This is a genomic window from Pseudomonas sp. Marseille-Q7302 (genome assembly GCF_965111925.1).
This window is the reverse complement of sequence record NZ_CBCOPK010000001.1, coordinates 2,050,085-2,074,189: the sequence shown is the minus strand read 5'-3', so window position 1 is coordinate 2,074,189 and position 24,105 is coordinate 2,050,085. Positions and strand designations below refer to the sequence as shown.

General features: G+C 64.4%; 22 protein-coding genes. 11 read left to right on the top strand and 11 right to left on the bottom strand.

The window, feature by feature from the left end; all coding sequences use genetic code 11:
- Window positions 1–30: 30 nt before the first annotated feature.
- Genes ACWPW1_RS09710 through ACWPW1_RS09700 form a run of 3 tightly spaced genes read left to right on the top strand, consistent with a single transcriptional unit; the run spans window position 31 to window position 4,203 of the window.
- On the top strand, window positions 31–705 hold the full coding sequence (locus tag ACWPW1_RS09710) for an ATP-binding cassette domain-containing protein (RefSeq protein WP_434776349.1): 675 nt from the start codon (window positions 31–33) through the stop codon (window positions 703–705).
- Window positions 702–3,161: an FtsX-like permease family protein gene (locus ACWPW1_RS09705; RefSeq protein WP_434776348.1), complete on the top strand. Its 2,460-nt coding sequence runs from the start codon at window positions 702–704 to the stop codon at window positions 3,159–3,161. The genes ACWPW1_RS09710 and ACWPW1_RS09705 overlap by 4 nt, the downstream gene beginning before the upstream one ends.
- Window positions 3,151–4,203, top strand: a complete 1,053-nt coding sequence (locus tag ACWPW1_RS09700; protein ID WP_454252868.1) for a lipocalin-like domain-containing protein — start codon at window positions 3,151–3,153, stop codon at window positions 4,201–4,203. The genes ACWPW1_RS09705 and ACWPW1_RS09700 overlap by 11 nt, the downstream gene beginning before the upstream one ends.
- Here ACWPW1_RS09700 and ACWPW1_RS09695 read toward each other — a convergent pair.
- From ACWPW1_RS09695 to ACWPW1_RS09675, 5 genes are read right to left on the bottom strand one after another with little or no spacing between them, the layout of a single operon-like run.
- Window positions 4,200–4,928 (bottom strand): ATP-binding cassette domain-containing protein, encoded by a 729-nt coding sequence (locus ACWPW1_RS09695; protein ID WP_434776611.1) that lies wholly within the window; start codon window positions 4,926–4,928, stop codon window positions 4,200–4,202. The genes ACWPW1_RS09700 and ACWPW1_RS09695 overlap by 4 nt on opposite strands.
- A gap of 5 nt (window positions 4,929–4,933) precedes the next feature.
- A complete protein-coding gene (argH, locus tag ACWPW1_RS09690; protein WP_434776346.1) occupies window positions 4,934–6,433 on the bottom strand; it encodes an argininosuccinate lyase in 1,500 nt (499 codons plus the stop codon).
- A gap of 11 nt (window positions 6,434–6,444) precedes the next feature.
- Complete coding sequence (locus tag ACWPW1_RS09685) at window positions 6,445–7,122, bottom strand: ABC transporter permease subunit (protein ID WP_313648757.1); 678 nt, start codon at window positions 7,120–7,122, stop codon at window positions 6,445–6,447.
- A gap of 7 nt (window positions 7,123–7,129) precedes the next feature.
- Window positions 7,130–7,792 carry an ABC transporter permease subunit gene (locus ACWPW1_RS09680; protein WP_434776345.1) on the bottom strand — a complete coding sequence of 221 codons (663 nt, stop codon included), beginning with the start codon at window positions 7,790–7,792 and terminating at the stop codon, window positions 7,130–7,132.
- A 10-nt stretch (window positions 7,793–7,802) separates the two neighbouring features.
- The gene (locus ACWPW1_RS09675) at window positions 7,803–8,630 is read right to left on the bottom strand and encodes a transporter substrate-binding domain-containing protein (protein ID WP_434776344.1); all 828 of its coding nucleotides are present in this window, start codon (window positions 8,628–8,630) and stop codon (window positions 7,803–7,805) included.
- A gap of 196 nt (window positions 8,631–8,826) precedes the next feature.
- On the opposite strand from ACWPW1_RS09675, the gene ACWPW1_RS09670 reads away from it, so the two are divergent.
- From ACWPW1_RS09670 to ACWPW1_RS09645, 6 genes are all read left to right on the top strand, one after another.
- On the top strand, window positions 8,827–9,729 hold the full coding sequence (locus tag ACWPW1_RS09670; RefSeq protein WP_434776343.1) for a LysR substrate-binding domain-containing protein: 903 nt from the start codon (window positions 8,827–8,829) through the stop codon (window positions 9,727–9,729).
- 88 nt (window positions 9,730–9,817) lie between these two features.
- Entirely contained in the window at window positions 9,818–10,129 is a 312-nt protein-coding gene (locus tag ACWPW1_RS09665) for a DUF6482 family protein (RefSeq protein WP_059314484.1), read from the top strand.
- Window positions 10,130–10,292: 163 nt separating this feature from the next.
- Window positions 10,293–10,715 (top strand): DUF4440 domain-containing protein, encoded by a 423-nt coding sequence (locus ACWPW1_RS09660; protein ID WP_323148622.1) that lies wholly within the window; start codon window positions 10,293–10,295, stop codon window positions 10,713–10,715.
- Window positions 10,716–10,858: 143 nt separating this feature from the next.
- Window positions 10,859–11,884: a TerC family protein gene (locus ACWPW1_RS09655; protein WP_454252867.1), complete on the top strand. Its 1,026-nt coding sequence runs from the start codon at window positions 10,859–10,861 to the stop codon at window positions 11,882–11,884.
- Between the two features lie 13 nt (window positions 11,885–11,897).
- Window positions 11,898–12,185: a hypothetical protein gene (locus tag ACWPW1_RS09650; RefSeq protein ID WP_323148620.1), complete on the top strand. Its 288-nt coding sequence runs from the start codon at window positions 11,898–11,900 to the stop codon at window positions 12,183–12,185.
- Between the two features lie 416 nt (window positions 12,186–12,601).
- Entirely contained in the window at window positions 12,602–13,582 is a 981-nt protein-coding gene (locus tag ACWPW1_RS09645; RefSeq protein ID WP_454252866.1) for an IS110 family transposase, read from the top strand.
- Between the two features lie 180 nt (window positions 13,583–13,762).
- Here the strand turns inward: ACWPW1_RS09645 and ACWPW1_RS09640 are convergent, their stop codons facing one another.
- Window positions 13,763–14,236, bottom strand: coding sequence for a GreA/GreB family elongation factor (locus tag ACWPW1_RS09640; RefSeq protein WP_313648771.1), 474 nt, complete (start codon window positions 14,234–14,236; stop codon window positions 13,763–13,765).
- A gap of 141 nt (window positions 14,237–14,377) precedes the next feature.
- On the opposite strand from ACWPW1_RS09640, the gene ACWPW1_RS09635 reads away from it, so the two are divergent.
- Window positions 14,378–15,211 carry a DUF1206 domain-containing protein gene (locus ACWPW1_RS09635; RefSeq protein WP_434776341.1) on the top strand — a complete coding sequence of 278 codons (834 nt, stop codon included), beginning with the start codon at window positions 14,378–14,380 and terminating at the stop codon, window positions 15,209–15,211.
- A 1-nt stretch (window position 15,212) separates the two neighbouring features.
- On the opposite strand, the gene ACWPW1_RS09630 is transcribed toward ACWPW1_RS09635, so the two are convergent.
- From ACWPW1_RS09630 to ACWPW1_RS09615, 4 genes are all read right to left on the bottom strand, one after another.
- Window positions 15,213–15,944, bottom strand: a complete 732-nt coding sequence (locus ACWPW1_RS09630; protein ID WP_434776340.1) for a Mut7-C RNAse domain-containing protein — start codon at window positions 15,942–15,944, stop codon at window positions 15,213–15,215.
- Between the two features lie 57 nt (window positions 15,945–16,001).
- Window positions 16,002–20,027, bottom strand: a complete 4,026-nt coding sequence (hrpA, locus tag ACWPW1_RS09625; protein ID WP_434776339.1) for an ATP-dependent RNA helicase HrpA — start codon at window positions 20,025–20,027, stop codon at window positions 16,002–16,004.
- A gap of 143 nt (window positions 20,028–20,170) precedes the next feature.
- A complete protein-coding gene (locus tag ACWPW1_RS09620; RefSeq protein ID WP_323148617.1) occupies window positions 20,171–20,950 on the bottom strand; it encodes an SGNH/GDSL hydrolase family protein in 780 nt (259 codons plus the stop codon).
- 152 nt (window positions 20,951–21,102) lie between these two features.
- Window positions 21,103–22,782, bottom strand: coding sequence for an AMP-binding protein (locus tag ACWPW1_RS09615; protein ID WP_454252865.1), 1,680 nt, complete (start codon window positions 22,780–22,782; stop codon window positions 21,103–21,105).
- A gap of 259 nt (window positions 22,783–23,041) precedes the next feature.
- Here ACWPW1_RS09615 and ACWPW1_RS09610 point away from each other — a divergent pair, with 259 nt between their 5' ends.
- Complete coding sequence (locus ACWPW1_RS09610; protein WP_059314474.1) at window positions 23,042–23,512, top strand: MaoC family dehydratase; 471 nt, start codon at window positions 23,042–23,044, stop codon at window positions 23,510–23,512.
- A 15-nt stretch (window positions 23,513–23,527) separates the two neighbouring features.
- Here ACWPW1_RS09610 and ACWPW1_RS09605 read toward each other — a convergent pair whose 3' ends face one another.
- Complete coding sequence (locus tag ACWPW1_RS09605; RefSeq protein WP_434776337.1) at window positions 23,528–24,103, bottom strand: DUF1349 domain-containing protein; 576 nt, start codon at window positions 24,101–24,103, stop codon at window positions 23,528–23,530.
- Window positions 24,104–24,105 lie beyond the last annotated feature (2 nt).

Here is a 24,105-nt window from a genome sequence, read left to right as displayed (position 1 = left end):
TTGCAGACCACGACCGGCGCTGGAGGCGCGATGCTGACCATCACCGATCTGCACAAGAGTTATCCAACCCCCCAGGGCCCATTGCCGGTGCTACGTGGCGTGGATCTCAGCCTGGCCCGGGGTGCCAGCCTGGCGCTGATGGGCGAATCCGGCAGTGGCAAGAGCACCCTGCTGCACCTGGTCGCCGGCCTGGACCGTTCTGACCGCGGTCGTATCGAGGCTAATGGCCAGGTGCTTTCCAGCCTCAACGAAAGAGCCCTGGCCGCCTGGCGCCGCGAGGGCATCGGCCTGATCTTCCAACAATTCAACCTCATCGCCAGCCTGACGGTGGCCGATAACCTCGCCTTCCAGGCAAGGCTGGCCGGTCGCCATGATGCCCATTGGCAGGCGGAGCTGGCCGAGCGCCTGGGTCTGGCCGACCTGCTGGATCGCTACCCCGAGCAACTGTCCGGTGGACAGCAGCAACGCGTGGCGCTGGGCCGCGCCCTGGCATCGCGCCCGCCGCTGCTGCTGGCCGATGAACCCACCGGCAACCTGGACGAGGCGAGCGGCGACCAGGCCCTGGCGCTGATGCTGGAGCTGGTGGGCGAAACAGGCAGCAGCCTGCTGATGGTCACCCACAGCGCGCGCATCGCCGGTCATCTCGATCGCACCCTGCACCTGGAACGGGGTCGCCTCGGCGGCGTCACCGTGCCCCCAGCATGAGGCTGCTCTATTGGAGTCTGCGCAGCCTGGTCAGCCACTGGCGGCGGCATCCCCTGCAGCTCGTCGGACTGCTTGCAGGACTCTGGCTTGCGACCACCCTATTGATCGGGGTGCTGGCACTCAACGCCCAGGCCCGGCAGAGCTATGCCCAGGCCAGCGCTCTGTTCGGCGCCGACCAGTCCAGCCTGGAGACCCGCGACGGCAAGCGCTTTCCCCAATCGCTGTTCGTCGAACTACGTCGCCAGGGCTGGCCGGTATCTCCCGTGTTGCAGGGTCGTCTGGCGCTGGCCGGACACGAACGCCCGGTACCGCTGCTGGGCATAGAACCTGTCACCCTGCCCAGCGACCAGGGCGTCGCAGCCAGCGCCCCGCCCGAGGCGCTCTTCGACTTTCTCAGTCCGGCGGGTGTCACCTGGGTCGCACCGGAAACCTTGCGTGAATGGCACCTCCAGGCCAACGAGGTATTGCACCGGGCGGACGGCCTGGCCCTGCCGCCCCTGCAGTCCCGCCCCGGGCTGGCGCCTGGCACCCTGGTAGTGGACATCGGTCAGGCCCAGCGCCTGCTGGAGGCTCCCGAGCAGCTATCCCGGCTGATCCTGCCAAAGGCCTTCCAACGCGACCTGCCCAGGCTCGACGGCGAGCCACTGCAGCGGGTGGAAAACGACCAGGGCGCCGAACTGGATCGGTTGACCAACAGCTTCCACCTCAACCTGCTGGCGCTTGGCCTGCTGGCCTTTGCCGTAGGTTTGTTCATCGTCCACGCGGCGACTGGCCTGGCTCTGGAACAACGGCGCTCGCTGCTGCGCACGCTGCGGGCCTGCGGGCTGTCGGCCTCGACCCTGGTCCTGGCACTGGCCTTGGAACTTGCGCTCATCGCCCTAGTGGCGGGCGCCCTGGGCGTGGCCAGTGGCTACGCCCTGGCCGCGCTGCTGCTGCCTGACGTAGCGGCCAGCCTGCGCGGGCTCTATGGCGCCGAAGTCGCCGGCACCCTGACCCTGAGCCCGGCCTGGTGGCTGGCGGGCCTCGGCCTCAGCCTGGGCGGTGCCCTGCTGGCGGGCGCCGATGGTCTCTGGCGTGCGGCACGCCTGCCCTTGCTAGCTCTCGCCCAGGGCGAAGCCTGGCGCGCGGCCCACGGCCGCTGGCTCCGACGCCAGGCCCTAGGCGCTGTGCTGGTAGGGCTGGTGGCGCTGGGTCTTCTGCTGGGAGGCAACAGCCTGGCCAGTGGCCTCGCCTTGCTCGGCTGCCTGCTGCTGGCGGCTGCCCTGGCGTTGCCACCCCTGCTAAGCGCCTTGCTGGACCTGTCGCTCAAACGGGCCCGTCGACCACTGGCACGCTGGTTCCTGGCCGATGCCCGGCAACAGCTACCGGGGCTGTCCCAGGCCTTGATGGCGCTGCTCCTGGCCCTGGCGGCAAACGTCGGCGCCGGCAGCATGACCGAGGGCTTTCGTCGCACCTTCGACGGCTGGCTCGATCAGCGCCTGGCCGCCGAACTCTATCTGCGCCCAGCGGACGCCAAGGAGGCAACCGTCCTGCTCGACTGGCTGCCCCGCCAGCCCAGCGTGCGCGCCGTGCTGCCGGTGTACGAGCTGGAGACCAGACTGCAGGGCCTGCCGACTACCCTAAGCGGTGTAGTGGACGCTGACGTCTATCGCGAGCACTGGCCACTGCTCGATGCCGGTGGCGGCGCCTGGACGCCCTTCTTCGCGGGCGAGGGGGTGATGCTCAGCGAACAACTGGCCCGGCACCTTCAGCTAGCCAAGGGACAGCCTGTCGAACTGCTGGGCAGCCAGGGACGCTGGTCCGCCCCCGTACTCGCCACCTACGCCGACTACGGCAATCCCCGCGGACATCTGCTGCTGTCCCAGGCGCGTCTGCGGGCGCTATGGCCAGACGCCGCCCTGGTTCGCATCGTCATTCGCATGGCACCCGACCAGGTGGAGGCCTTGCGAGCAGGTCTGCAACAGCGCTTCGGCCTGGACGCCAGTCGCTCTATCGACCAGGGCCAGCTGCGCCGTTATGCTGATCAGGTCTTCGAACGCACCTTCAGCGCCACCGCCGCGCTCAATGCCCTGACCCTGGCAGTGGCCGGTCTGGCCCTGTTCATCGCCCTGCTCGGCCAGGCGCAAAGGCGCCTCGGCCAACTCGCGCCGCTCTGGGCGCTGGGCATCCAGCGTCCGCGGCTGATTTTGCTCAGTCTGGGGCAATTGCTGGGCCTTGCGCTGCTTACCCTGGCCCTCGCCATCCCCCTGGGCATCCTGCTCGCCTGGTGCCTGGTCGCCGTGGTGAACGTCCAGGCCTTTGGCTGGCGCCTGCCGCTGCAGGTCTTTCCCGGGCAGCTGCTGGCGCTGTCCGCGATCGCCCTGGTAGCCACGCTACTGGCCGCTGCCTGGCCACTGTTGCGCCTGCAGCGCAGTCAACCCCTGGATCTGCTGCGAGAACTCGGTAATGAACGCTAGGATCCTGCTGGTCGCGCTCCTGCTGCTCACCGGCTGCGATGACAAGCAGGCCACCAACGGCTTCGCCGGCCTTGGTCAGGGCAGCGGAAACTTCGCAGCCGTGGTGCCCGGCAAGGTCTTCAGCTTTCCGGCCGATCATGGTGCTCATCCGGATTTCCGCATCGAATGGTGGTACGTCACGGCCAACCTCAGCGATGCCGAAGGACGTCATTATGGCGCCCAGTGGACGCTGTTTCGCAGCGCCCTGAGGCCCGGTGCCAGTCAGCCCGGCTGGTACAACGGCAACCTCTGGCTGGGCCACGCCGGTCTCACCACCGAGACGCGGCAGTTCTCCGTCCAGACCCAGGGGCGTGGTGGCATAGGCCAGGCCGGTGTCACCGCCGCGCCCTTCTCTGCCTGGATCGATAACTGGAGTCTGACAGGGGACCTGGCCGGACAGGCGCGGGTCCAGGCCCAAGGTCCGGGCTTTGCCTACCGACTAGATCTCGCGGCGACCGGCCCGCTGGTGCTCCAGGGCGAAGGCGGCGTAAGTCGCAAATCCGCCAGCGGCCAGGCGTCCTACTATTACAGCCAGCCCTTCTTCCAGGCACAGGGCGAACTGGAGATTGAGGGGCGACGCATACCGGTCAAGGGCCAGGCCTGGCTCGATCGCGAGTGGAGCAGCCAGCACCTGGCCGCGGACCAGCTCGGCTGGGACTGGTTTTCCCTGCACCTGGACGACGGTCGCCAGCTGATGCTCTATCGCCTGCGCCAGGCTGATGGCCAGCATTACCTGTTCGGCAACCTGATCGCCGCCAACGGCCACAACCAGCCCCTGCAGCCAGGCGACATCCGCCTCACACCCCAGGCTACCCACTCGGTTGCCGGACGCGAGGTCCCGGTACGCTGGTCCATCGTCCTTCCCGGGCAGAACATCGACCTGCGCATCGTTGCCGTCAATCCCGACGCCTGGATGGCCCTGGGCACGCCCTACTGGGAAGGCCCGGTGAGCGTGGAGGGCAGTGCCAAGGGGATGGGCTATCTGGAGATGACGGGCTACTAGTGCAGCACATTCGCAAGGAACTGCTGGGTACGCGGCTCTTGCGGCGCGCCAAATAGCTGCGCCGGTGCGCCGCTCTCCAGGATGCGGCCACCGTCAAAAAACAACACGCGGTCCGCTACCTCGCGGGCAAAGCCCATCTCGTGGGTTACCACGACCATGGTCATGCCCTCACGCGCCAGATCTTTCATGATCGCCAGTACCTCGTTGACCGTTTCCGGATCAAGCGCCGAGGTCGGCTCGTCGAACAGCAGGAGTTGCGGCTGCAGGGCTAATGCTCGAACGATAGCCACCCGCTGCTGCTGGCCACCTGAGAGCTCGGCCGGATAGGCATCAGCCTTGTGCGCTAGCCCTACTCTCTCCAGTAATGCTCGGGCCTGACGATTGGCTTCGGCAGCGCTCAGCCGCCCCAACTTGACCGGCGCCAAGGTCAGGTTGCGTAGCACCGAGAGATGCGGGAACAAGGTGTAGTCCTGGAACACCATCCCTACTTTCTGTCGCAACGTTGCCAAGGCACGGCGGTCGCCGGCATGAACCGGTACACCGTCAAGCTCCACGGTACCGGCTGATGGCTGTTCCAAGCTGTTGAGACAGCGGATGAATGTCGACTTTCCAGAGCCGCTCGGACCTATCACCACAACCACCTCACCCGCATCAACATCGAGGTCCACCCCGCGGACGATCGGCTGTGCGCCGAAGCTCTTGCTCAAGCCACGTACCCTCAGCAGCGTCCTCACTGGGTCAGCGCCCGCAGACTGGCATTGAGGCGCGTCTGGCTCTGCGCCTGGCGTGCGCGGCGATTCTGCTGACGTTCCTGTTCCAGGGTCAGACGCGCCCTAGCGGCTACCAAAGTGCGCGCCAGCGCCGGTGCGCCCGGGCCTCCAGGGGATTGGCGCGAGGCGACGTTGGCAGTGGGATCCAGACTCTCGCCGACTCGGGTGGCATCCAGTCCCAACGAACGTCCGATTACCGCCTGGGCGGCCTGGTCGAGCATGTCACTGTCGATGGCGTGAGCTGGTAGCCCCGCATCCAGCGCCTGACGTACCACGGCCCCTACGACATGGTGTGCTTCGCGGAACGAAAGCCCTCCTTCACGTACGATGAGGTCGGCCAACCCCGTGGCAGTGGAGAAGTCTAAGGCACTGCGCTCCAAACCACGCACCCCATCGGGTTGTGCGGTACGCAACACCAAATCCAGGAGCCGCAGACAGCGGAGGGTTTCTTCCGCCGCCTCCCAGAAGCCACGGGTGCCTTCGCGATTAGCGTCGCCGCTGTGGCTAAAGTGCGTGCCCTTGACCGTCATGGTGGCGGCCATCAGCAGTCCGGCAATGTGCCCGCTGCGGCCCTTGAGGTATTCCAGCACTACCGGATTCTTCTTCTGCGGCATGATGCTGGAGGTACCGGCGACGCTGTCGGGAAATTCGATCAGGCCGAATTCATGAGTAGTCCAGACAAAGTAGTCCTGAGCTATTCGACTCCAGAACACCGCCAATAGGCTTAGATGCGATAGTCCTTCGAGGATGAAGTCGCGCGAGGCAACGGCGTCTAGGGCATTGTCCAGGTAGCCATCGAAGCCCAGCAGCTCAGCCGTACGCGCTCGGTCGATAGCGAAAGGGGTGCCGGCAAAGGCAGCCGCACCCAGAGGACTCTGATTCATGCTGTCGAGGGTTGCGGCCAGGCGCAGGCTGTCCCGCTCCAGCGCCTGTGCCACACCGGCCAGATAGAAGCCATAGGTGATCGGCTGCGCCGGCTGCAGGTGGGTATGCCCCGGCATCACCGTATTGGCATAGCGCTCGGCTCTCTGGAGGGCGGTCGTCCGGACCTCTTGCAACGTTTCCAATACCTCGGCGAGCACATCCCGAGCCCGCAATCGGTCAAGCGTGGCAAGGATGTCGTTACGGCTGCGGCCGATGTGCAGGCGACCACCGATGTCCGCCCCAAGGCGCTCGATCAGCGCGGCCTCGTAATTGAAGTAGGCATCCTCGCGCAATGGATCTAGGTGCACCGCCGCAGGACCTGCGGTCTCCAGCTCCAGAATGCCGCGGGCCAAGGCCGCAGCCTGGGCGCGGTCAATCAGCCCTTGCTCGGCTAGCATCACCACATGGGCCTTGTTGACGTCGCCTAGGTAGGGAAAGCCCTCGGCGAAGCCGGCCAGGCGCGGGGCATAGATGAATTCGCAGACCTCGGGCGCAGTGGCCTCCCGGAGACGACGACTAACCTTGGATTCTTGCATGGGATGCCTCTCTAGGACGGGTTACGGATCAGCGGACGACCCAGACGGCGCTCAAGGTAGCGACTGAGCCAGCTGAGCAATGAGCAGATGATGAAATAGACGAGCAGCACCGTGCCGTAGACGGTGAAGGCAGGACTGGCGCCCGTCATCATGGTGGTACGCTCGATCAGGGTCTGACCGGTCTTCAGGAACTCGCCGACTCCGACCAGTGCTCCGAGGGAGGTAGCCTGGACCAGTAGGGTGAGCAGCCCGGTATAGGCCGGCAAAATGGCCTTGAGAGATTGCGGACCTATGATGTGCAAGTAGATGCGCCAACGTGGCAAACCTAGCGCCCAGGCACTCTTCCATTGATGCCGAGGCACTGCCTCCAAACCACCACGAACGATCTCGATGCCATTGGCACTGCCCCAGAGGGTCAGGCCGGTGGTCACCGCGGCGAAGGGCGACAGGTCCAGTCCGAGCAGCGGCGCGCCGAAGAAGATAAAAAAGACGTTGACGATTAGCGGGATCGAGCGAAACAGCTCCACATAACCGTGGATCAGCCAGCCCAACCAGCGCTGCGGGAGCGTGGCCAGTACACCAAACACAACCGAGACCAAGGTGGTGAAGAGCAAAACGACCAGCGCCAGCTGCAGAGTCATCAGCAGCCCCTTGACCACGAAATTCCAGTTTTCCAAAAAGAAACTCATGGGCACCTCACTGCCGGAATGGCCGTTGCAAATGAGCGGATAACCGCTGCGTGGCTAGCGCCAGCACTGCCACCAGGCACAGGTAGAGCACACAGATCGCGCTGAACATCTCCAGCGCGCGGAAATCCGTGGCGATGCGATCCACCGCAACAAAGGTCAACTCGGCCAACCCGATGGCCTGCAGATAGGAGGAGTTCTTCAATAGTGAGATGGCCGTATTGAGCACCGCTGGCAACGCGGTGCGCACGGCGATGGGCAGGGCGATCAGACAGAAATACTGCCAGGGCTTGAGATTGAGGGCCAGACTCGCCTCACGCATTCCCCGCTCCACAGTGGCCAGGCCGCCACGCAAGTTCTCGACCTGATAGGCACCGGCCCAAAGCGACAGACAGAGCACCCCGGACCAGAACAGCGATAGGCCCAGGCCTACCGCGGGTAGTCCGTAGAAGATGAAGAACAGCTGCACCAGGATCGGCGTATTGCGAATTAATTCGACATAGAGGGCGGCCAACTGCGCCATGAGCGGAACCCGAAACAACCTCACTGCGCCGCCCACGACACCTATTGCCAACGACAGCACGATGGCTAGCAGGGAGACCTTCAACGTCACCACTAGGCCGTCGAGAAGCGCTGGCCACTGGGCCACCAGGTAATCCAGGTCGAAGTCCATCACCGTACTCCTAGTGGCTTTCTTCGGGACGCGGCTCTTCAAATACACTCAGGTAGTAGCTGCGAATATTCTCCGGGACCAGCCGCTCCACCCACGGCCGGAACAGGTGTTCGTCGTGCATCCGCGTCACTGCCGCGCTGAGGTAGTCACGCCACTGCGTCTCGTTCTTGCGCACGCCAATGGCGGCATCGGATATCTGGAAGGGCTCACCCACCAAACGGACGCTGTCGTCATGGGCGGTCACCACCACCAGGGTCGCAGCATCATGGGTGTAGGCGTCGGCCCGGCCCTGGCGAAAGGTCTGCAGCGCATCAGCGGCGCTGTTCATGCGCAGCGTCTTTACCTCCGGCTCATGGTCTTCGAACCACTTGGCCTGCACCGAGCCCTTGAGGGTGGCAAGGGTCTTGCCCCGTAGCGCGGCAATGGTGTCGATACCGCTGTCCTTGCGCACCAACACATCGCTTGCACCCCAGCGGTAGGGGATGGTGAAGTCAATGACCCGCTGCCGCTCCGGGGTTACCCCGAGGGTGGCGATAAGCATGTCTACCTTGCGCCCGAGCAACTGGGGCACCCGGTTTTCGGCGGTGACACAGGTGAAGCTCACCTTGTCCCGCGAACCCAGCGCCCACTCGGCGATCTGCCGGGACATCTCTACTTCTACGCCGGCGAAATCACCGTTGCTGTCCTGGTAGCCATAGGGTGGCTGATCGCAACGTACCCCGGCGCGCAACATGCCGGCTTCGGTGACGCTGGGTGGTACGGGAGGCAGAGGTGCGGCCTGGACGAAACCAATAAGGCCGAGCGCCAGGATGGCCCCGGAAAACGCGCGATACGACATGTTGCCTCCTAGAAGAACAGTGACTACCACCGGCAGCAGCCGGAAGCAGAACTTTGAGGGCAGATCGGAAGATGCAGCAGGCGGTCGTTTATGGCTGGCGTTCGTCGCGCCTTGGCTCTCTTGTAAGACTTATGGCGTCATGCTGGCAAATGCCAATACGCTAGGCAGGCATACGGATCTGATATGGGGTTAGCGGATGAACATGAAACAGGTGGAAGCCTTTCGCGCGACGATGCTGTCTGGCTCCATGACCGCGGCCGCCGAGGCCCTGCATACCTCGCAGCCAAATATCAGCCGGTTGGTCGCTCAACTGGAACGCAGCTGCAATTTCCGGCTTTTTGAGCGTATTGCCGGACGCCTGCTGCCTACCGAAGAAGGTACGGCTCTATTCCGCGACGTGGAACGCGCCTTCGTTGGGTTGGATAGCTTGCAGGCTTCGGCACGTGCCATCGCCCACGGAGGCACCGGACGCCTGCGCATCGCCGCGGTGCCCTCTCTGTCACTCACCCTGCTGCCGCGGGTTGTGCAGCGGTTTCGTGATCGGTATCCGCAGGTCGCCATCACTATCCACACGAGTGACTCTCCCACGGTCGCGCACTGGGCAGCCTCTCAATTCTGCGACCTGGGGTTGGCGTCCTATGTAGGAGACCAGTTGCCAGGGGTAACGGCGGAAGTGCTCAGCGACGTGCCTGGCGTCTGCGTGTTCCCAGGCGGCCACCGCCTAGGTCAGCTGGAGCACGTAACGCCGGCGGATTTAGCTGACGAGGAATTCATCTCGCTGGTATCAGGTGATAGCACCCGTACCCGTATTGATCGTCACTTCCAGGAACCGGCCGAACGGCGTCGACTAAGCCTTGAGACGCCCTATGCGGCAACCATTTGTGCGATGGTCGGTCTTGGACTGGGCGTCAGCATCGTTAGTCCGCTAGTTGCACAGGATTATCTCCACGCCGGCTTGGAATGGCGCCCCTTCCAGCCGGCGATTCGCTTCACCAGCTACCTGCTGCTGGCCGACCACCGACCAGCCGGCACCCTGACCCTGGCCTTCGCCGCGGAAATGCGTGCCACTCTCCATGAGGCCGTACGTCATTGGCAATGACCGGAACTCCCGCCCCCGCTCCCGCCTCGAATCCCTATCTTCCCTGCCGTTGCGCGGGGCTTGTTAGCGTGATAACCGAGGTGTCTCGATGAATGTCAAAGAGCTGAATCAGCAGATCAAGGCCGGTGCGGTCAAGGAAGTCAATCTGGTGTCCATGGAGGGTGGCTCCTACGTCATCCACGCGCTGGTGGAAGGTACCTCGATGCCTGTGGCGGATGACAAGGGTGCCACCCTGCACGTGGCCTCGGTGGAAGAAGCCCGCCGTATTCTCGATGACGTCAAAGACGTGCGGCTGTTCATCGCCCAGCCAGCGGTCTACGAAGAGATGGTCGGCCAGGACGTCACCCAGACGGACTCCCGTGAGGAAATTCCGCTGCGCTCGAAAGTGGAAAATCGCTGAGACGCCAGACACCTCCGTCGCCGGCGTCCGACGGCGACGTCCCTCCTCCATGACCTGAACGCCTCCTGCCGACATCGCCTTTAGGCAATCTGCTGCCACAACGTGCTCGTCCGAAGCGGATTGTTATATTATAACAATTCCATGCTCGCCGGAGGATTACCCTGTGTCCGTAGCCATTTCCCCTGCCCGCTCCAACGAGGAGATCGCCAGCCTCGCCGGGGCCAAGGCGGCCCTGCACACCTGGGCCGCAACCGTCGCCACCCGTGATGTGGAAGCCATTCTTGCCCTCTATGCGCCGGACGCCATCCTGGTCCCCACGCTATCCAACGAGGTGCGGGACTGCGAGGACAGCCGGCGGGAGTACTTCCGCAACTTCCTCGCCAACGAAGGACTGGTCTGCGACGTGCAGATCTTCAAGAAAAGGGTCAGCAGCAAGCTCAGCACCGTGGTCGTCGGCGGTCTCTACGTCTTTCACTACCGTGAAGGCGAGCAGGTGATCAGCGTGCCCGCGCGCTTCCTTTTCACCTTCGAGCAGATCGATGGCCGCTGGCTGATCACCGGCCATCACTCCTCCCGGGAGGCCTGACCTAGAGCGGTTGCATTTTGTAAAACTGCAACCCTTGCCGAACGTACCCGAGTTCGAAATCCTGTCTGGGTGACCCGGGCCCCTCTGACGGCGTGTGCCGCCATGTCGAGTCATAGTCTTGAAACTTGACTAAGGAGGGGCTCATGAACGCCCTGCATGAATTTTTCTTCGCCGACTTCCTCGGCACCGCCACCTGGATGTGGCTCACCTTCTTCGCCGTAGTCATCGCCCTTCTGGCCTTCGACCTGGGTGTCCTCCACAAGGAGAACAAGCCCATCGAGGTCAAGGAGAGCCTGCTGCTGTCCGCCGGCTACATAACCGCAGGCCTGCTGTTCGCCCTCTTCGTCTGGCAGCTCAAGGGCGCCGATGCCAGCCTCGACTACGTCACCGGTTTCCTGATCGAGAAGTCGCTGTCCATGGACAACGTCTTCCTGATGGCAGTGATCTTCGGCTTCTTCGCCATCCCGCGTAAGTACCAGCACCGGGTGTTGTTCTGGGGCATCCTCGGGGTGATCGTACTGCGCGCCATCATGATCGGCCTGGGCGCCGCCCTGCTCCACCAGTTCGACTGGATCCTCTCTGTCTTCGGCGCCTTCCTGGTGATCACCGGGGTCAAGATGCTGTTCGCCAAGGTGGACGAAGAACCCAAGCTCGACGACAACGTCTTCATCAAATTCCTGCGCAAGAAGCTGCGGGTGACCGATGAGCTGCACGGCGAGCACTTCTTCGTGCGCCAGCCCGACGCCAGCGGCAAGACGGTGCTCTGGGTAACGCCGATGTTCCTCGCGCTGATCGTGATCGAATGCGCCGACCTGGTGTTCGCGGTGGACAGTGTGCCGGCGATCTTCGCCATCACCCAGGATCCCTTCATCGTCTACACCTCCAACGTCTTCGCCATCCTCGGCCTGCGCGCCCTGTACTTCGCCCTGGCGGCGATGATCCACCGCTTCGCCTACCTGAAGTACGCCCTGGCGCTGGTGCTGGTGTTCATCGGCTGCAAGATCTTCCTGGTGGGCATCATCGGCAAGATCCCGCCGGCGATCTCCCTGAGCGTGACCCTGGGCCTGCTGGCTGGTGGCGTACTCGTCTCGCTGTACAAGACGCGCGGCGAGGCGAAGCCTGCGTCGACCGGTCACGAAACCCGTGACTCCTTGAACAAGCCTTCGTGAACGGGAGACGACCATGAGCCTCAAAGCCACGCTCGGCCTCGCCGGCATTCTCCTGCTGCTGGGCCTCGGCGGCTGTGACAGCGCCGAGAAGGCGGCGGACAGCTTCGCCACCAAGGTGGAAGAAGCCGCTCGTGAACAGGTGCGGGAAACCCTGGGCGGGACCCTCGACGAGCTCGACAAGAAGGTCGACGAGGCCCAGAACCAGGGTCGCGCCTGGCTGGATCAGCACCGGCCCAAGCAGGAAAAGGAAGAGGCAACCCCGCCCCGGGCTACCCGATCGGTGGAGGGCGTCGAAGCCTGAGTCCTTGGTCGCAGAGGTGCGTAGGTTGGGTTGAAACGGCTCCATCGTCGAAGCCCAACAGTCCTAGAATCAAGCCAAGCCTGTTGGGCTTCGCTGTGCTCAACCCAACCTACGGTGACTCATCCGGCGGCGATGCTCGTAGGTTGGGCTGAGACGGCTCCATCGTCGAAGCCCCACAAGACCCGCACCGAAGCTAGGCCCTGTTGGGCTTCGCTAACGCTCAGCCCAACCTTGTATCTCTCCTGGGTAATGGGATTAGCTACCTCATTACCCGGAGCCGGTTAAGCACCTGCCCAACCTGAGCACTCGATGCTGTTTCGTAGAGCGTGCCTGCCGGCTCCCTTTCTCCACATCCTGAATGGTATCCAAGCCCCTCCTCGGGAGTGAGGCTGTATGCACAAGGCAAGGAACGAGAAATGGCGATCATCGGTATCGACATCAGCAAGCAGAAATTCGACTGTCTGTGGCTGCGTGACGTCTGCAGCCTGAAAGTGAAAACCAAGGTCTTCGCCAATCGGTCCACAGGATTCGCCGAACTGATCGACTGGTGTTGCGCCCAGACGGGGGAGACACCGGAGCAGTTGCAGGTCTTTCTCGAGGCCACTGGGGTCTATCACGAGCCGTTAGCGCTCTATCTCCACGATCGTGGCGTCCAGGTTTTCGTCCTCAATCCTGCGCGGGTACGCGAATATGCCCGTAGCCTGGGCGTACAAGGCAAGACCGACAAGCAGGACAGCCTGATCCTGGCGCGCTATGGCGCTACCCAGCCCGTGCGCCCTTGGACGCCAGAGCGCCGCGAAGTCCGCGAACTCAAGGCGTTGATCGCTCGCCATGAAGCGCTGCAAGAGGATCTGCAGCGTGAACTTAACCGTCGCGAAAAGGCCGCGGTCAGTGGCAGCCTGAGCGTCCTGGCGTCCATCGACAACCTGGTAAAGGCCCTGCAACAGGAGGCGGCGCGGGTTCGTCAGGACATCGACGACCACATTGATCGGCATGATGATCTCAAGCGTGATCGGGCGTTGCTGCAGAGCATTGGCGGGATCGGCGAGGTGCTGTCGCGCCATCTGTTGGCTCTGCTGCACAGTCGCGACTTCAGCAGCGCACGACAATGCACCGCCTTCGTAGGCCTAGTGCCCCGTCCCTGGCAATCCGGTAAGGCGGTGCAGGGGCGCGCGGTGCTGAGCAAGGCCGGCTCGCCCCGTATCAGGGCCAAACTGTACATGGGAGCCATCGTTGCCAAAGGCTCCAACCCTGATGTGAAGGCCCTGTACGACCGTCTGTTGGCCCGCGGTAAACCGCGGATGAGTGCCCTGGGCGCGGCCATGCGTAAACTGCTGCAGATCGCCTATGGCGTGCTCAAGACACAACAACCTTATCAGCCACGACAGGCCCTTTAGCGGACCTGTTGTGATTGGTAGGAGAGATGGTATCTACGGTCCTTTGGCGGCGATGCTCGTAGGTTGGGCTGAGATGGCTCCATCGTCGAAGCCCAACAGGACCCGCACCGAAGCTAGGCCCTGTTGGGCTTCGCTAACGCTCAACCCAACCTACGGCAGTCCTTGGGAGCAGCCTGACGCTCAGTACACCGCCACGATCTCCTGCCGGTGCACCTTTCCTTCCACCGTCACCGCCACCTCATCCCCCTCCTCGCGACCCAGCAGCGCCTGCCCCAGGGGCGCGCGCGGCGAGATCACCAGCACGTCCTGGCCATCGAGCCTGACCTTGAGCCCTGCCGCGTCCGGGCCGAGGAACAGCCAGCGGCTGGACGTTGCGGTGGCCAACTCGACCAGGGCGCCGACCCGGATGCCATCGCTCATGGGTACAGGCGTCAGCGTCCGGTAGGCGGCCAGGGCCAGCTCGATCTCGTGCAGACGCCGGCGCTGGCCGTCGGCCAGATAGGCCGCTTCCAGGCCGCGGGTGTCGTACTTGTTCTCGGCCTTGCTTTCGCTATGGGTGGCCGCTTCGTGGCTGGCTGTCAGCTGCTGGCTGATGACATCACGGTCGCCTTCCAGGGCCTGAAGAATGAGGGGAAGCAGTCGCGCTTTGTCCATGAACCGGTCGCCGGGGCAAAGGGTGCGAGCCTAAGGCCAAAACCCGCCCGCTGCCAGTCCTCGGAGAACGTCCGTCCGGCCGTTAGAACCCGTACGCGGGCCACCGGTCAGTACAAGGCAGAATGTAACAGGGCATAACAGATGCACACTCGTACCGGACTTACCTTGCTGGCTCGCGGCGGCTACGCCGCTCGTGGCCTCGTCTATCTCATCATCGGCGTGCTCGCCCTGCTGGCGGCGCGCGGTTCCGGCCAGCCGGCGGACAGCCATGACAGCCTGGAAGCCCTGCTCGCCCAGCCCTTCGGCCATTTCCTGGTCGGGCTGGTGGTGGTCGGCCTGGTCGCCTTTGCGGCCTGGCGCATCCTCCAGGCACTGCGCGACGTCGATGGCCATGGCAACAAGCCCAAGGGCCTGGTGATTCGCGCCGGCCTGCTGGTAGGCGGTATCACCTATGGTGCCCTCGCCTTCTTCGCCCTGGGCCTGCTGATCAGCGGTCTGCGCCAGGGTGGCGGCTCGGGTGGCGACGCCAATGACTTTCTACAGATGCTGCTCAGCTGGCCCTATTCCAACCTGCTGGTGTACGTCGCTGCGCTGATTCCCCTGGGTGTAGGGGTCGCGCACTTCGTGAAGGGCTGGAAGGCCAGCTTCGAGCGCTACCTTGAGGCCAGTCCCGAACAACTGCGGCTGATCCGCCCTATCGGTCGCTTCGGCCTGATCGCCCGCGGGGTGGCCTTCGTCGAGATCGCGGTCCTGCTGGTGGTCAGCGGTTCGCGCTACCAGGCGCTGCACCCGCCAGGCATGAAGGATGCGCTGAACGGTCTGCAGAACCTGCCCTTCGGTGCGCTGATCCTGTTGGTGGTCGGCCTCGGCCTGATCGCCTTCGCCCTCTACAGCTTTGCCGAAGCCTGGTGGCGGCGTATCGAGATGGATCTGCCGGATGTGGGCGGTTCGCTACGCCAGGTATTGCCGCGCTAGCTCAGGCCCCTAGCAGGGCCAGCCGCTCGCGCATGGCGCGCCAGTGGCTGCCCTCCCAGAACAGCTTGTCGCACGCTGGACAGTGGAGAAAGGCCTGGTGACGGGCGCGAACCCGTATAGGGATGCGCTCGCTGACTTGCTCGAGAGCGACAGGCTGCAACTCCGCATTGCAGGTCAGGCAACGGGTAAAGGGCGCGGCCCAGTGGCGCAAGGCCAGTCGCTCGAACAGCTCACTCAGTTGGGCTTCAGGCCGCAGTGCATGGATATAGCAGCCCTGCACCACTTGGCGCCGCTTGAGCAACTCGCGATCCCGGGTGAGCAGAAAACGTGCCTCACGGTTGGCCAACTCGGCCAGCGCCGGGTCGGCGTAGGCATTGTCGTATAGGGTATCGAAACCGGCCATGCGCAGCCGCCGCGCCAGGGCACCCAGGTGGGCGTCAGCGACAAAGCGCGGAGGCGCCGTCGGTAGATCGCCAGGCAGCTTTTCATCCCTCGCGATCGCCATGGCGGGATGGACGGCCACCTGATCGCCCTCCCGCAGACGCTGTGTCAGGGTGGCGGCCTGGCCATTGATCAGCAACAGCCCTACTTCGGTATGGGGTATGCCGAGCGCTTCGATCTGATGTTTGGCGCTCGCCACCGAGGCGCACTCGACCCAAACCGCCCGACCACGATGGGCCGGGGCCAGGAAGCGTTCGAGGGCGCCATGAAAGCGAAAACAGGCCTGGGTCATGGCCTCGACTATGCCAGCCCCAGGCCCTTCCACACGTCCCTTCCGATGGATGACCCGCTAGGCTTCTACCTGGCTCCACTGCTTGTTCAGGCGCTTGTCCGACACCGGCATCCGGGTACCCAGCTGCTGGGCCCAGAGGGATACGCGATACTCCTCCAGCATCCAGCGGTAGAGCTCCAAATTGGCATCACGCTTGCCCTCCTGGCCATGCTTGGCAGCGCGGGCGCGGTACTGCTCCCAGAGTCCGGCCAGCTCGCCGCTCCAGACGCGATCGCGCTGTACCTGGCCGCCGAGCTTGTCGAAGCGCTGCTCGATGGCCTTGAGGTAGCGCGGGTATTCCTTGAGCCATTCCAGTGGCGTGTCCCGGACGAAGCCGGGATAGACCAGGCTGGCCAATTGCGCCTTGATGTCGTTCAGGGCCACCGCCTGGGCCAGGTCGATGCGCCCTTTGAATTTCTTCTGCAGGCCATGCCAGAGCTTGAGGATCTCCAGGGTCAGGCGCGCGATGCGTTCGGCCTGTTCGGTCAAGCCCGCCTTGCGTCTCTCGGCAAGGGAGGCCAGCCCGGCACCATCCCGTGGCAGCTGGGCCTCGTCGGCGAGGATAGCGGCATCCAGGCTGGCCAGCAGGATGTCTTCCACCAGGGCTTCCGGACGCCCCAGTTCACGATGCAGCAGGCCCAGCTCGGTGAGGCCGGGCAACTTGCCGCGCAGGAACTTGGCCTGCTCGGTCAGTTGCTGCAGCAGCAGTCGCTGCAGCGCCCGCCGGTGCTGGTAGCTGGCCTCGGCCTGGGTGGCAAAGCGGCCTTCGCGTACGGTGCCCTGCTCGTCCACCAGTGCCGGATAGACCGTCATCGACAGCCCTGCCACCTGCTGCTGGGTCTTGGCCGCCACCTCGGCGAAGGCCTTGGCCTCCACCGGGCGCTGCTCCTGACGCTTCTGTGTCGGTAACGCCAGTGCCGCCTGGCTTTCCTGGGCGAAGCGCGCCGTCACCTCGGCCAGATCGCGACCTTCGCCCAGGGGCTTGCCCTGGGCATCGACGACTTCGAGATTCATGCGCAGATGAGGGTCCAGGCCGGCTTCGGCTTCCGGCCAGGCTTCGTCGGGAATGCGCGCGCCGGTCATGCGCTGCAGCTCACGCCCCAGGGCTTCGTGGAGCGACCCCTCACCGAAGGGGATCTTGTCCAGGGCGGCGCGGACGAAGTCCGGCACCGGCACGAAGTTCTTGCGCAGAGCCTTGGGCAGGTTGCGCACCAGCGCCACGCAGCGGTCGTACAGCAGGCCGGGCACCAGCCAGTCGAGGCGCTGGGGCGGCAGCTGCGGCAGCAGCGGCGCGGGCACCCGCAGGGTGACGCCGTCGCGGGGATGGGTCGGATCGAATTCGTAGGACAGCGGCAGGATCAGTTCGCCCAGGCGCAGGGTATCCGGGTACTGGGCCGCGGTAACCTCACTGGCTTCGCGGGCAAGGACGTCCTCTTCGCGCATCAGCAGCAGGTCGGGCTGCTTGGCGCTCTCGCGGCGGTACCAGCTGTCGAAGGTGGCGGTCTGGTAGACGTCCGCCGGCAACCGCGCGGCATAGTAGTCGAACAGCGTCTCCTCGTCGGCGAGAATGTCGCGGCGCCGTGCCTTGGCTTCCAGGTCGTCCAGCCGCTCCAGCAGTGCCCGGTTGGCGGCCAGGCACTTGGCGCGGCTATTGATCTCGCCACGCACCAGGCCCTCACGGATGAACAGCTCGCGGGCAGCAGGCGGATCGATGGGGCCGAAGTGCACCGGACGGCGACCCACCACGATCAGGCCATAGAGGGTAACCTGCTCAAAGGCCACTACCTGACCGCGCTTCTTCTCCCAATGGGGTTCCAGGTGGGTCTTCTTGACCAGATGGCCGGCCACCGGCTCGATCCAGTCCGGTTCGATCTTGGCCACCATGCGGGCGAACAGCTTGGTGGTTTCCACCAGTTCGGCGGCCATGATCCAGGTGGGCTTCTTGCGACCGATGACGCTGCTGGGGTGGATCCAGAAGCGCCGCTGCCGGGCACCTAGGTAGTCACCGTCCTCGCTCTTCTGGCCGATCTGGCTGAGCAGACCGGCCAGAATGGCCTTGTGCAACGCCGCATAACCACGGGCGCGCACCGCTGCCTCGCTGGCCTCGGCCTGTTGCTGGGCCTTGGCGTTGACGCGCTTGTCGGTGGTGAGCACCGGCTTGTCGACGGTCTCCGCGGACGCCGACGATGGATTCTCCGTCTTGCGCGCCTTGAGTCCCAGCTCGCGGCACAGCAGAGTCAGCTGGCGATGGGCATCACGCCATTCGCGCAGCCGCAGGTAGTTGAGGAAGTGCTTGCGGCACCAGCTGCGCAGGGCATTGGAACCCAGCGCCTGGCGCTGCTCTTCGAACCCGTGCCAGAGATTAACCAGGGCGGCGAAGTCCGAATCCGGGTCCTTCCATTGAGCGTGGGCCTGATCGGCCTGGGTCTGGCGATCCGCCGGACGCTCGCGCGGGTCCTGCACCGACAGGGCGCTGGTAACGATCAGCACCTCGGCGAGACTACCCTGCTCCGTCGCCTCCAGCAGCATGCGGCCCAGACGTGGATCGACGGGCAGGCGCGCCAGTTGCCGACCCAGGGGCAGCAGTCGACCCTCCGCATCCACTGCCGAGAGCTCCTGCAACAGGGTGAAGCCGTCCTTGATCGCCTTGCCATCCGGCGGCTCGATGAAGGGAAAGTCCTCGATGCGACCCAGACGCAGGTGCAGCATCTGCAGGATCACCGCTGCCAGGTTGGTGCGCAGGATCTCCGGATCGGTAAAGGTCGGGCGACCGAGGAAGTCCTCCTCGCTGTAGAGGCGAATGCAGATGCCGGGCTCGACCCGGCCGCAGCGGCCCTTGCGCTGGTTGGCGCTGGCCTGGGAGATGGCTTCGATCGGCAGCCGCTGGACCTTGGCGCGGTAGCTGTAGCGGCTGATACGCGCCGTGCCGCTGTCGATCACGTAGCGGATGCCCGGCACGGTCAGCGAGGTCTCGGCGACGTTAGTGGCCAACACGATCTTGCGCCCGGGGCGCGGCTGAAAGATCTTCTGCTGTTCGGCCGGGGTCAGGCGCGCATAGAGCGGCAAGACCTCGGTGAATCGAAGCTGAGCCTTGCGCAGGACCTCCGCGCAATCACGGATCTCCCGTTCACCCGGCAGGAACACCAGAACATCGCCCGGGCGCTGGCCGACGCTGTGCTCGTGGGCTTCGATCTCGTCCAGTGCCTGAAGGATGCCCTGATCCACCGAGAGATCGTCCACCAGCCGCTCGCCGTCTTCGTCCACCTCGGCGCTGAGGGGGCGGTACCAGGTATCCACCGGATAGGTACGTCCGGACACCTCGACGATGGGCGCGCCGTCAAAATGCTGGGAGAAGCGCTCCAGGTCGATGGTGGCCGAGGTGATGATCAGCTTGAGATCGGGCCGGCGCGGCAGCAGGGTCTTGAGAAACCCCAGCAGGAAATCGATGTTGAGACTGCGCTCGTGGGCCTCGTCGACGATGATCGTGTCGTAACGTTCGAGAAAGCGGTCGTGCTGGGTCTCGGCCAGCAGGATACCGTCGGTCATCAGCTTGATCAGGCTGGCATCGGTGCTCTGGTCCTCGAAGCGCACCTGATAGCCCACCAGTTCGCCCAGGGGTGAGCCAATTTCCTCGGCCACCCGGGCGGCCACGCTGCGCGCCGCCAGCCGGCGGGGCTGGGTGTGGCCGATCAGGCCGCGCACGCCCCTGCCCAGCTCCAGACAGATCTTCGGCAGCTGGGTGGTCTTGCCCGAGCCGGTCTCACCGGCGATCACCACCACCTGATGGCCTTCGATGGCGCGCTTGATCTCCTCGCGCTTGGCGGCGATGGGCAAGGCGTCGTCGTAGCGGATACTCGGCACGCTGGCACGCCGTGCCTCGACCTTGGCGCAGGAGGCCTGGAAACGCTCCAGCCACTGGGCCTCGCGGGTCGGATCGGGCTGTTTCTGCAGGGTCTGGAGCTGGCGCCTCAGGCGATGGCGATCGGCGTTGAAGGCCTGATCCAGATTGGCGGCAAGACGGGCAACGGAGGGGGTATCGGTCATGAAACTCTTTCGACGGCGGTCGCTTGGACCGTTAAGTGTAAAAGAGTTGGGGGGTAAGGCGGGGCTTTACAAGAACGGCGGGCGGAAAACAGCGGGGCTGCACGCCCTTGCGCGACGTCTGGTCGCGCAAGGGCAGTACCGGATCAGCGCTTGGCCTGGACGCTGGCCATGTTCAGCTTGGCCGGCGGGGTACGCAGGGCCATGTCGAGGGACTGCAGGGCCTTCCAGGCGTCCTGCTGCAGATCCGCCGGATCGGCGTGATCGAACTTGATCTTCTCCCCCGCAGCCGGCAGCGGCGGACGGGTGCCATAGATCAGCGCATAGAACACCGAGGCGGTCAGGTAGGTACCCGTGAAGGACGGATGGCTGCCATCGGGCAGGAACAGCCCGGGTTGCGGCTGATCGGCCAATGCCTTCTGCCAGGCCTGGCCCACGGGTGCCAGCAGCGCGCCGGTCTCCTTGGCCAGGGGGGTGTAGACGCTGTCCAGCTGGGCCTGCATGGTCGAATTGTTCTGCCGCGCCCAGGTCAGGTAGAGGATCGGCTGGGCGCCGTCCTTGCGCGCCAGGTCGGCGATCAGGCGCACGTACTGACGGGTGAGGTCGGGATTCTTCACCGGCATCATGCTGTGGTCCTGGATCACCACGTAATCGTAGTTGGCCTTGGCCAGCTCGTCCTGCACGTCGTGGCGCTTCCAGTGTTGTTCGAGGCTCGCACCACTGAAGGTCACATGCTTGACGTCCAAGGGGCGCGACTGACCGGCCTCGACGGACATTTGACGGACCATCGCCGGCAGATCGTTGACGAAGGTGTAGCTATTGCCCACGAACAGGACGCGGATGGGCTCGCCGGCCTGAGCCTGGCCCAGCACGGTCGAGCCCAGCAGCAGAAGGCCCAGCAAGGCCTGGCGTACGCGAATTCGCATGGTGTGTCCCCGAGGAGAGAGGTCTGAGGTGATGGCGGCAAAATGCCGCCTGCGGTTTATACCCGAACCTCTTGCGAAAACCATGCTTGACGAGGTGCCGCGCCGCTACCAGTCGACGAGAGGTAGCGGCTTGGGGGCATACTGAACCGCTGTTACGTCTTCTTGAGTTCGGCGTCACGCAGTTCGCGGCGCAGGATCTTGCCGACGTTGGTGGTCGGCAGACTGTCGCGGAATTCCACCAGCTTGGGTCGCTTGTAGCCGGTGAGATGATCGTGCATGTGCCTGAGCACCTGCTCGGTGGTCAGGGAGGCACCCGGTCTGGGCACCACGAACACCTTGATCTTCTCTCCCGCTACCTCGTCGGGAATGCCGATGGCCGCGCACTGCAGCACACCAGGCAGCTGGGAAAGAACCTCTTCCAGCTCGTTCGGATAGACGTTGAAACCAGAGACCAGAATCATGTCCTTCTTGCGATCGACGATGCGCAGATAGCCATCCGGCTCGATCACGGCGATGTCGCCGGTGCGCAGCCAACCCTCGGCGTCGAGCACCTCGGCGGTGGCCTCGGGCCGCAGCCAGTAGCCCTTCATCACCTGGGGACCCTTGACGCACAGTTCGCCGGGGGTGTCGAAACCCTGGGCCACGCCATCGGCATCCACCACCTTGCAGTCGGTACCCGGCACCGGCATGCCGATGGTACCCAGCCGACGACGCTCCAGCGGATTGAAGCTCACCACCGGACTGGTTTCGGTCATGCCGTAGCCTTCGCAGATGCCGCAGCCGGTGACCTCTTCCCAGCGCAGGGCCACGGATTGCTGCAGCGCCATGCCACCGGAAAAGGTCACCTTAAGCTGGGAGAAATCCAGCTGGCGGAAATCCTCGCTGTTGCACAGGGCGGCGAACAGGGTGTTGAGGCCGACGAAGCCGTTGAAGCGCCACTGCTTGAGTTCCTTGACCAGCGCCGGCAAATCGCGCGGATTGGTGATCAGGACGTTATGGTTGCCCTGGATCAGCATGGCCATGCAGTGAATGGTGAAGGCATAGATGTGGTAGAGCGGCAGCGGCGCGATCATGACCTGAGCACCGCCGCCCAGGTACTTGGTCATCAGCACCTGGCACTGCAGCATGTTGGCCACCAGGTTGCGATGGGTCAGCATGGCGCCCTTGGCGATGCCGGTGGTGCCGCCGGTGTACTGCAGCACGGCGACGTCTTCCGCCGCCGGGTCGGCGTCGACGAAATCGACGTGCTCGCCCTTGGTCATGGCATCGACGAAGCGGATGGAATGAGGAATGCGGTAGGCCGGCACCATCTTCTTGACGTGGCGCACCACGGCATTGACCAGCAGTCGCTTGAAGGTCGGCAGCAGGTCGCCGACCTCAGTGACAATGACGTGGCGGATGTCGGTCTGCGGCAGCACCTGTTCGGCCAGGTGCGCCATGTTGGCCAGGCAGACCAGCGCCCGGGCGCCGGAATCCTTGAACTGATGCTGCATCTCGCGGGCGGTGTAGAGCGGGTTGGTATTGACCACCACCAGGCCGGCGCGCATGGCGCCAAAGACCACCACCGGATACTGCAGCACATTGGGCATCTGTACCGCGATGCGATCGCCCGGTTGCAGATCGGTGTGCTTCTGCAGGTAGGCAGCGAACTGACCGGACAGCTCATAGAGTTCACGGTAGCTCAGCGTCCGCCCCAGGTTGCTGAACACCGGGCGTTCGGCATAGGTCTGACAGGCCTCGCGAAACACCGCCAGGACGTTGCGATAACGGTCCAGGTCTATGTCTGTCTGGATGCCCTCAGGATACTTGTCACTCCAGAAATTCGGCATCATGCAGCCCGCTCCTGCTCTTGGTTATTGTCATGGGAGAGTGCCGTGATCAGCAGTGAACCGGCCCTGCGAGCCTAGCAGCTTTGCCCTAGCCGCAACAGCATCAATATCCGCCCTTTACGTCACTTAATGACCATATGGTCATTATCAGTCACGCTTCATGGCAGCTTTTCTGGGCGCCGATTCGCCTCGGGCCCTGGGCCTGGGTAGAATGCCCGGCTTCGCGGCGTCCGCCGCCCTCTCACAGCTGCCGGAGCGCGTCATGAGTCTGACTGAAAACATCCCTTATGAGGCCCTCGAAATCGGCCAGAAGGCTACCGTGACCCGCACCATCGAGCAGCGCGATGTGCTGCTGTTCGCTGCCCTTTCCGGCGACTGCAATCCGCTGCACCTGGATGCCGATTTCGCGGCCAAGACGCTGTTTCGCGAACCCATCGCCCACGGCATGCTCAGCGGCGCCCTGATCAGCGCGGCGGTGGCCTGCAACCTGCCAGGCCCGGGCACCCTCTATGTCGACCAGACCATGACCTTCGAGAAGCCGGTCAAGCTGGGCGATACCCTGACGGTGGAGATCGAGGTGCTGGAGAAGCTGCCGAAATTTCGCGTGAACCTGGCCACCCGTGTCTTCAATCAGCACGGTGAAAAGGTCGTCGATGGCGTTGCCAAGGTGGTCGCTCCGCGCAAGCCGGTGCAGGTACAGCAGGTGGAACTGCCTCCCGTCACCGTCGGCTGACGGCCCCTTCCCGCCTCAGCTCAGATCGGCGAGGCCGCGCTGCAACGGGGCCTGCAGACTGAAATCGCTGAAGGCTACCTCCATGCCGCCCCGTTCCGGGGTGCCGCACACCGGGCCGACGCGGTATTCCGCTGCCACCGGCAAGCTGGCCAGCCGCAGCAGCGGCCAGCGCTGACCATCGAGGGAGGCCTGCACGCGCAGCGTGCCCTGGGTCAGGGTCACTCTCAGCCAGAGTTCTTCGTGATCACCGAGCGGCGCGCCCAAGGCCAGGTCGGAGCGGCCCTGGGTCAGTACGCTGAGCAGTTGCGGGGTGTCGTCGAAATAGCCGATGCCGGCGCGCAGCCAGTGGTGCTCATCGATTCGCACCATGATGCCGGCATGATCGCCCTGATTCTTGCAGCGCGCCGCTACCCGCAGTTGGGCAGTGAAGCCACTGTGGACCCGGGCGCCGAAGAAGTGGCCGCTGTCACGCTCGCCGCCGTCATGGGTCAGGCGCCAGAAGTCACTGTGGCGGTCGGTGATGACCCTCAGCCGAGCGGGCTCGGCCAGCCAGGTTTCGGGTTCGTTGATCCAGTGGCAGATGTCGAACATGG

What these genes read in the sequence shown, in the direction of transcription:
- ACWPW1_RS09710 (WP_434776349.1), top strand. Translation starts at nt 31, where the DNA reads ATGCTGACCATCACCGATCTGCACAAGAGTTATCCAACCCCCCAGGGC.
- ACWPW1_RS09675 (WP_434776344.1), bottom strand. Translation starts at nt 8,630, where the DNA reads ATGTCGTATCGCGCGTTTTCCGGGGCCATCCTGGCGCTCGGCCTTATT.
- ACWPW1_RS09635 (WP_434776341.1), top strand. Translation starts at nt 14,378, where the DNA reads ATGCACACTCGTACCGGACTTACCTTGCTGGCTCGCGGCGGCTACGCC.
- hrpA (WP_434776339.1), bottom strand. Translation starts at nt 20,027, where the DNA reads ATGACCGATACCCCCTCCGTTGCCCGTCTTGCCGCCAATCTGGATCAG.
- ACWPW1_RS09640 (WP_313648771.1), bottom strand. Translation starts at nt 14,236, where the DNA reads ATGGACAAAGCGCGACTGCTTCCCCTCATTCTTCAGGCCCTGGAAGGC.
- ACWPW1_RS09685 (WP_313648757.1), bottom strand. Translation starts at nt 7,122, where the DNA reads ATGAGTTTCTTTTTGGAAAACTGGAATTTCGTGGTCAAGGGGCTGCTG.
- ACWPW1_RS09645 (WP_454252866.1), top strand. Translation starts at nt 12,602, where the DNA reads ATGGCGATCATCGGTATCGACATCAGCAAGCAGAAATTCGACTGTCTG.
- ACWPW1_RS09700 (WP_454252868.1), top strand. Translation starts at nt 3,151, where the DNA reads ATGAACGCTAGGATCCTGCTGGTCGCGCTCCTGCTGCTCACCGGCTGC.
- ACWPW1_RS09655 (WP_454252867.1), top strand. Translation starts at nt 10,859, where the DNA reads ATGAACGCCCTGCATGAATTTTTCTTCGCCGACTTCCTCGGCACCGCC.
- ACWPW1_RS09705 (WP_434776348.1), top strand. Translation starts at nt 702, where the DNA reads ATGAGGCTGCTCTATTGGAGTCTGCGCAGCCTGGTCAGCCACTGGCGG.
- ACWPW1_RS09650 (WP_323148620.1), top strand. Translation starts at nt 11,898, where the DNA reads ATGAGCCTCAAAGCCACGCTCGGCCTCGCCGGCATTCTCCTGCTGCTG.
- ACWPW1_RS09665 (WP_059314484.1), top strand. Translation starts at nt 9,818, where the DNA reads ATGAATGTCAAAGAGCTGAATCAGCAGATCAAGGCCGGTGCGGTCAAG.
- argH (WP_434776346.1), bottom strand. Translation starts at nt 6,433, where the DNA reads ATGCAAGAATCCAAGGTTAGTCGTCGTCTCCGGGAGGCCACTGCGCCC.
- ACWPW1_RS09610 (WP_059314474.1), top strand. Translation starts at nt 23,042, where the DNA reads ATGAGTCTGACTGAAAACATCCCTTATGAGGCCCTCGAAATCGGCCAG.
- ACWPW1_RS09680 (WP_434776345.1), bottom strand. Translation starts at nt 7,792, where the DNA reads ATGGACTTCGACCTGGATTACCTGGTGGCCCAGTGGCCAGCGCTTCTC.
- ACWPW1_RS09605 (WP_434776337.1), bottom strand. Translation starts at nt 24,103, where the DNA reads ATGTTCGACATCTGCCACTGGATCAACGAACCCGAAACCTGGCTGGCC.
- ACWPW1_RS09670 (WP_434776343.1), top strand. Translation starts at nt 8,827, where the DNA reads ATGAACATGAAACAGGTGGAAGCCTTTCGCGCGACGATGCTGTCTGGC.
- ACWPW1_RS09615 (WP_454252865.1), bottom strand. Translation starts at nt 22,782, where the DNA reads ATGATGCCGAATTTCTGGAGTGACAAGTATCCTGAGGGCATCCAGACA.
- ACWPW1_RS09620 (WP_323148617.1), bottom strand. Translation starts at nt 20,950, where the DNA reads ATGCGAATTCGCGTACGCCAGGCCTTGCTGGGCCTTCTGCTGCTGGGC.
- ACWPW1_RS09630 (WP_434776340.1), bottom strand. Translation starts at nt 15,944, where the DNA reads ATGACCCAGGCCTGTTTTCGCTTTCATGGCGCCCTCGAACGCTTCCTG.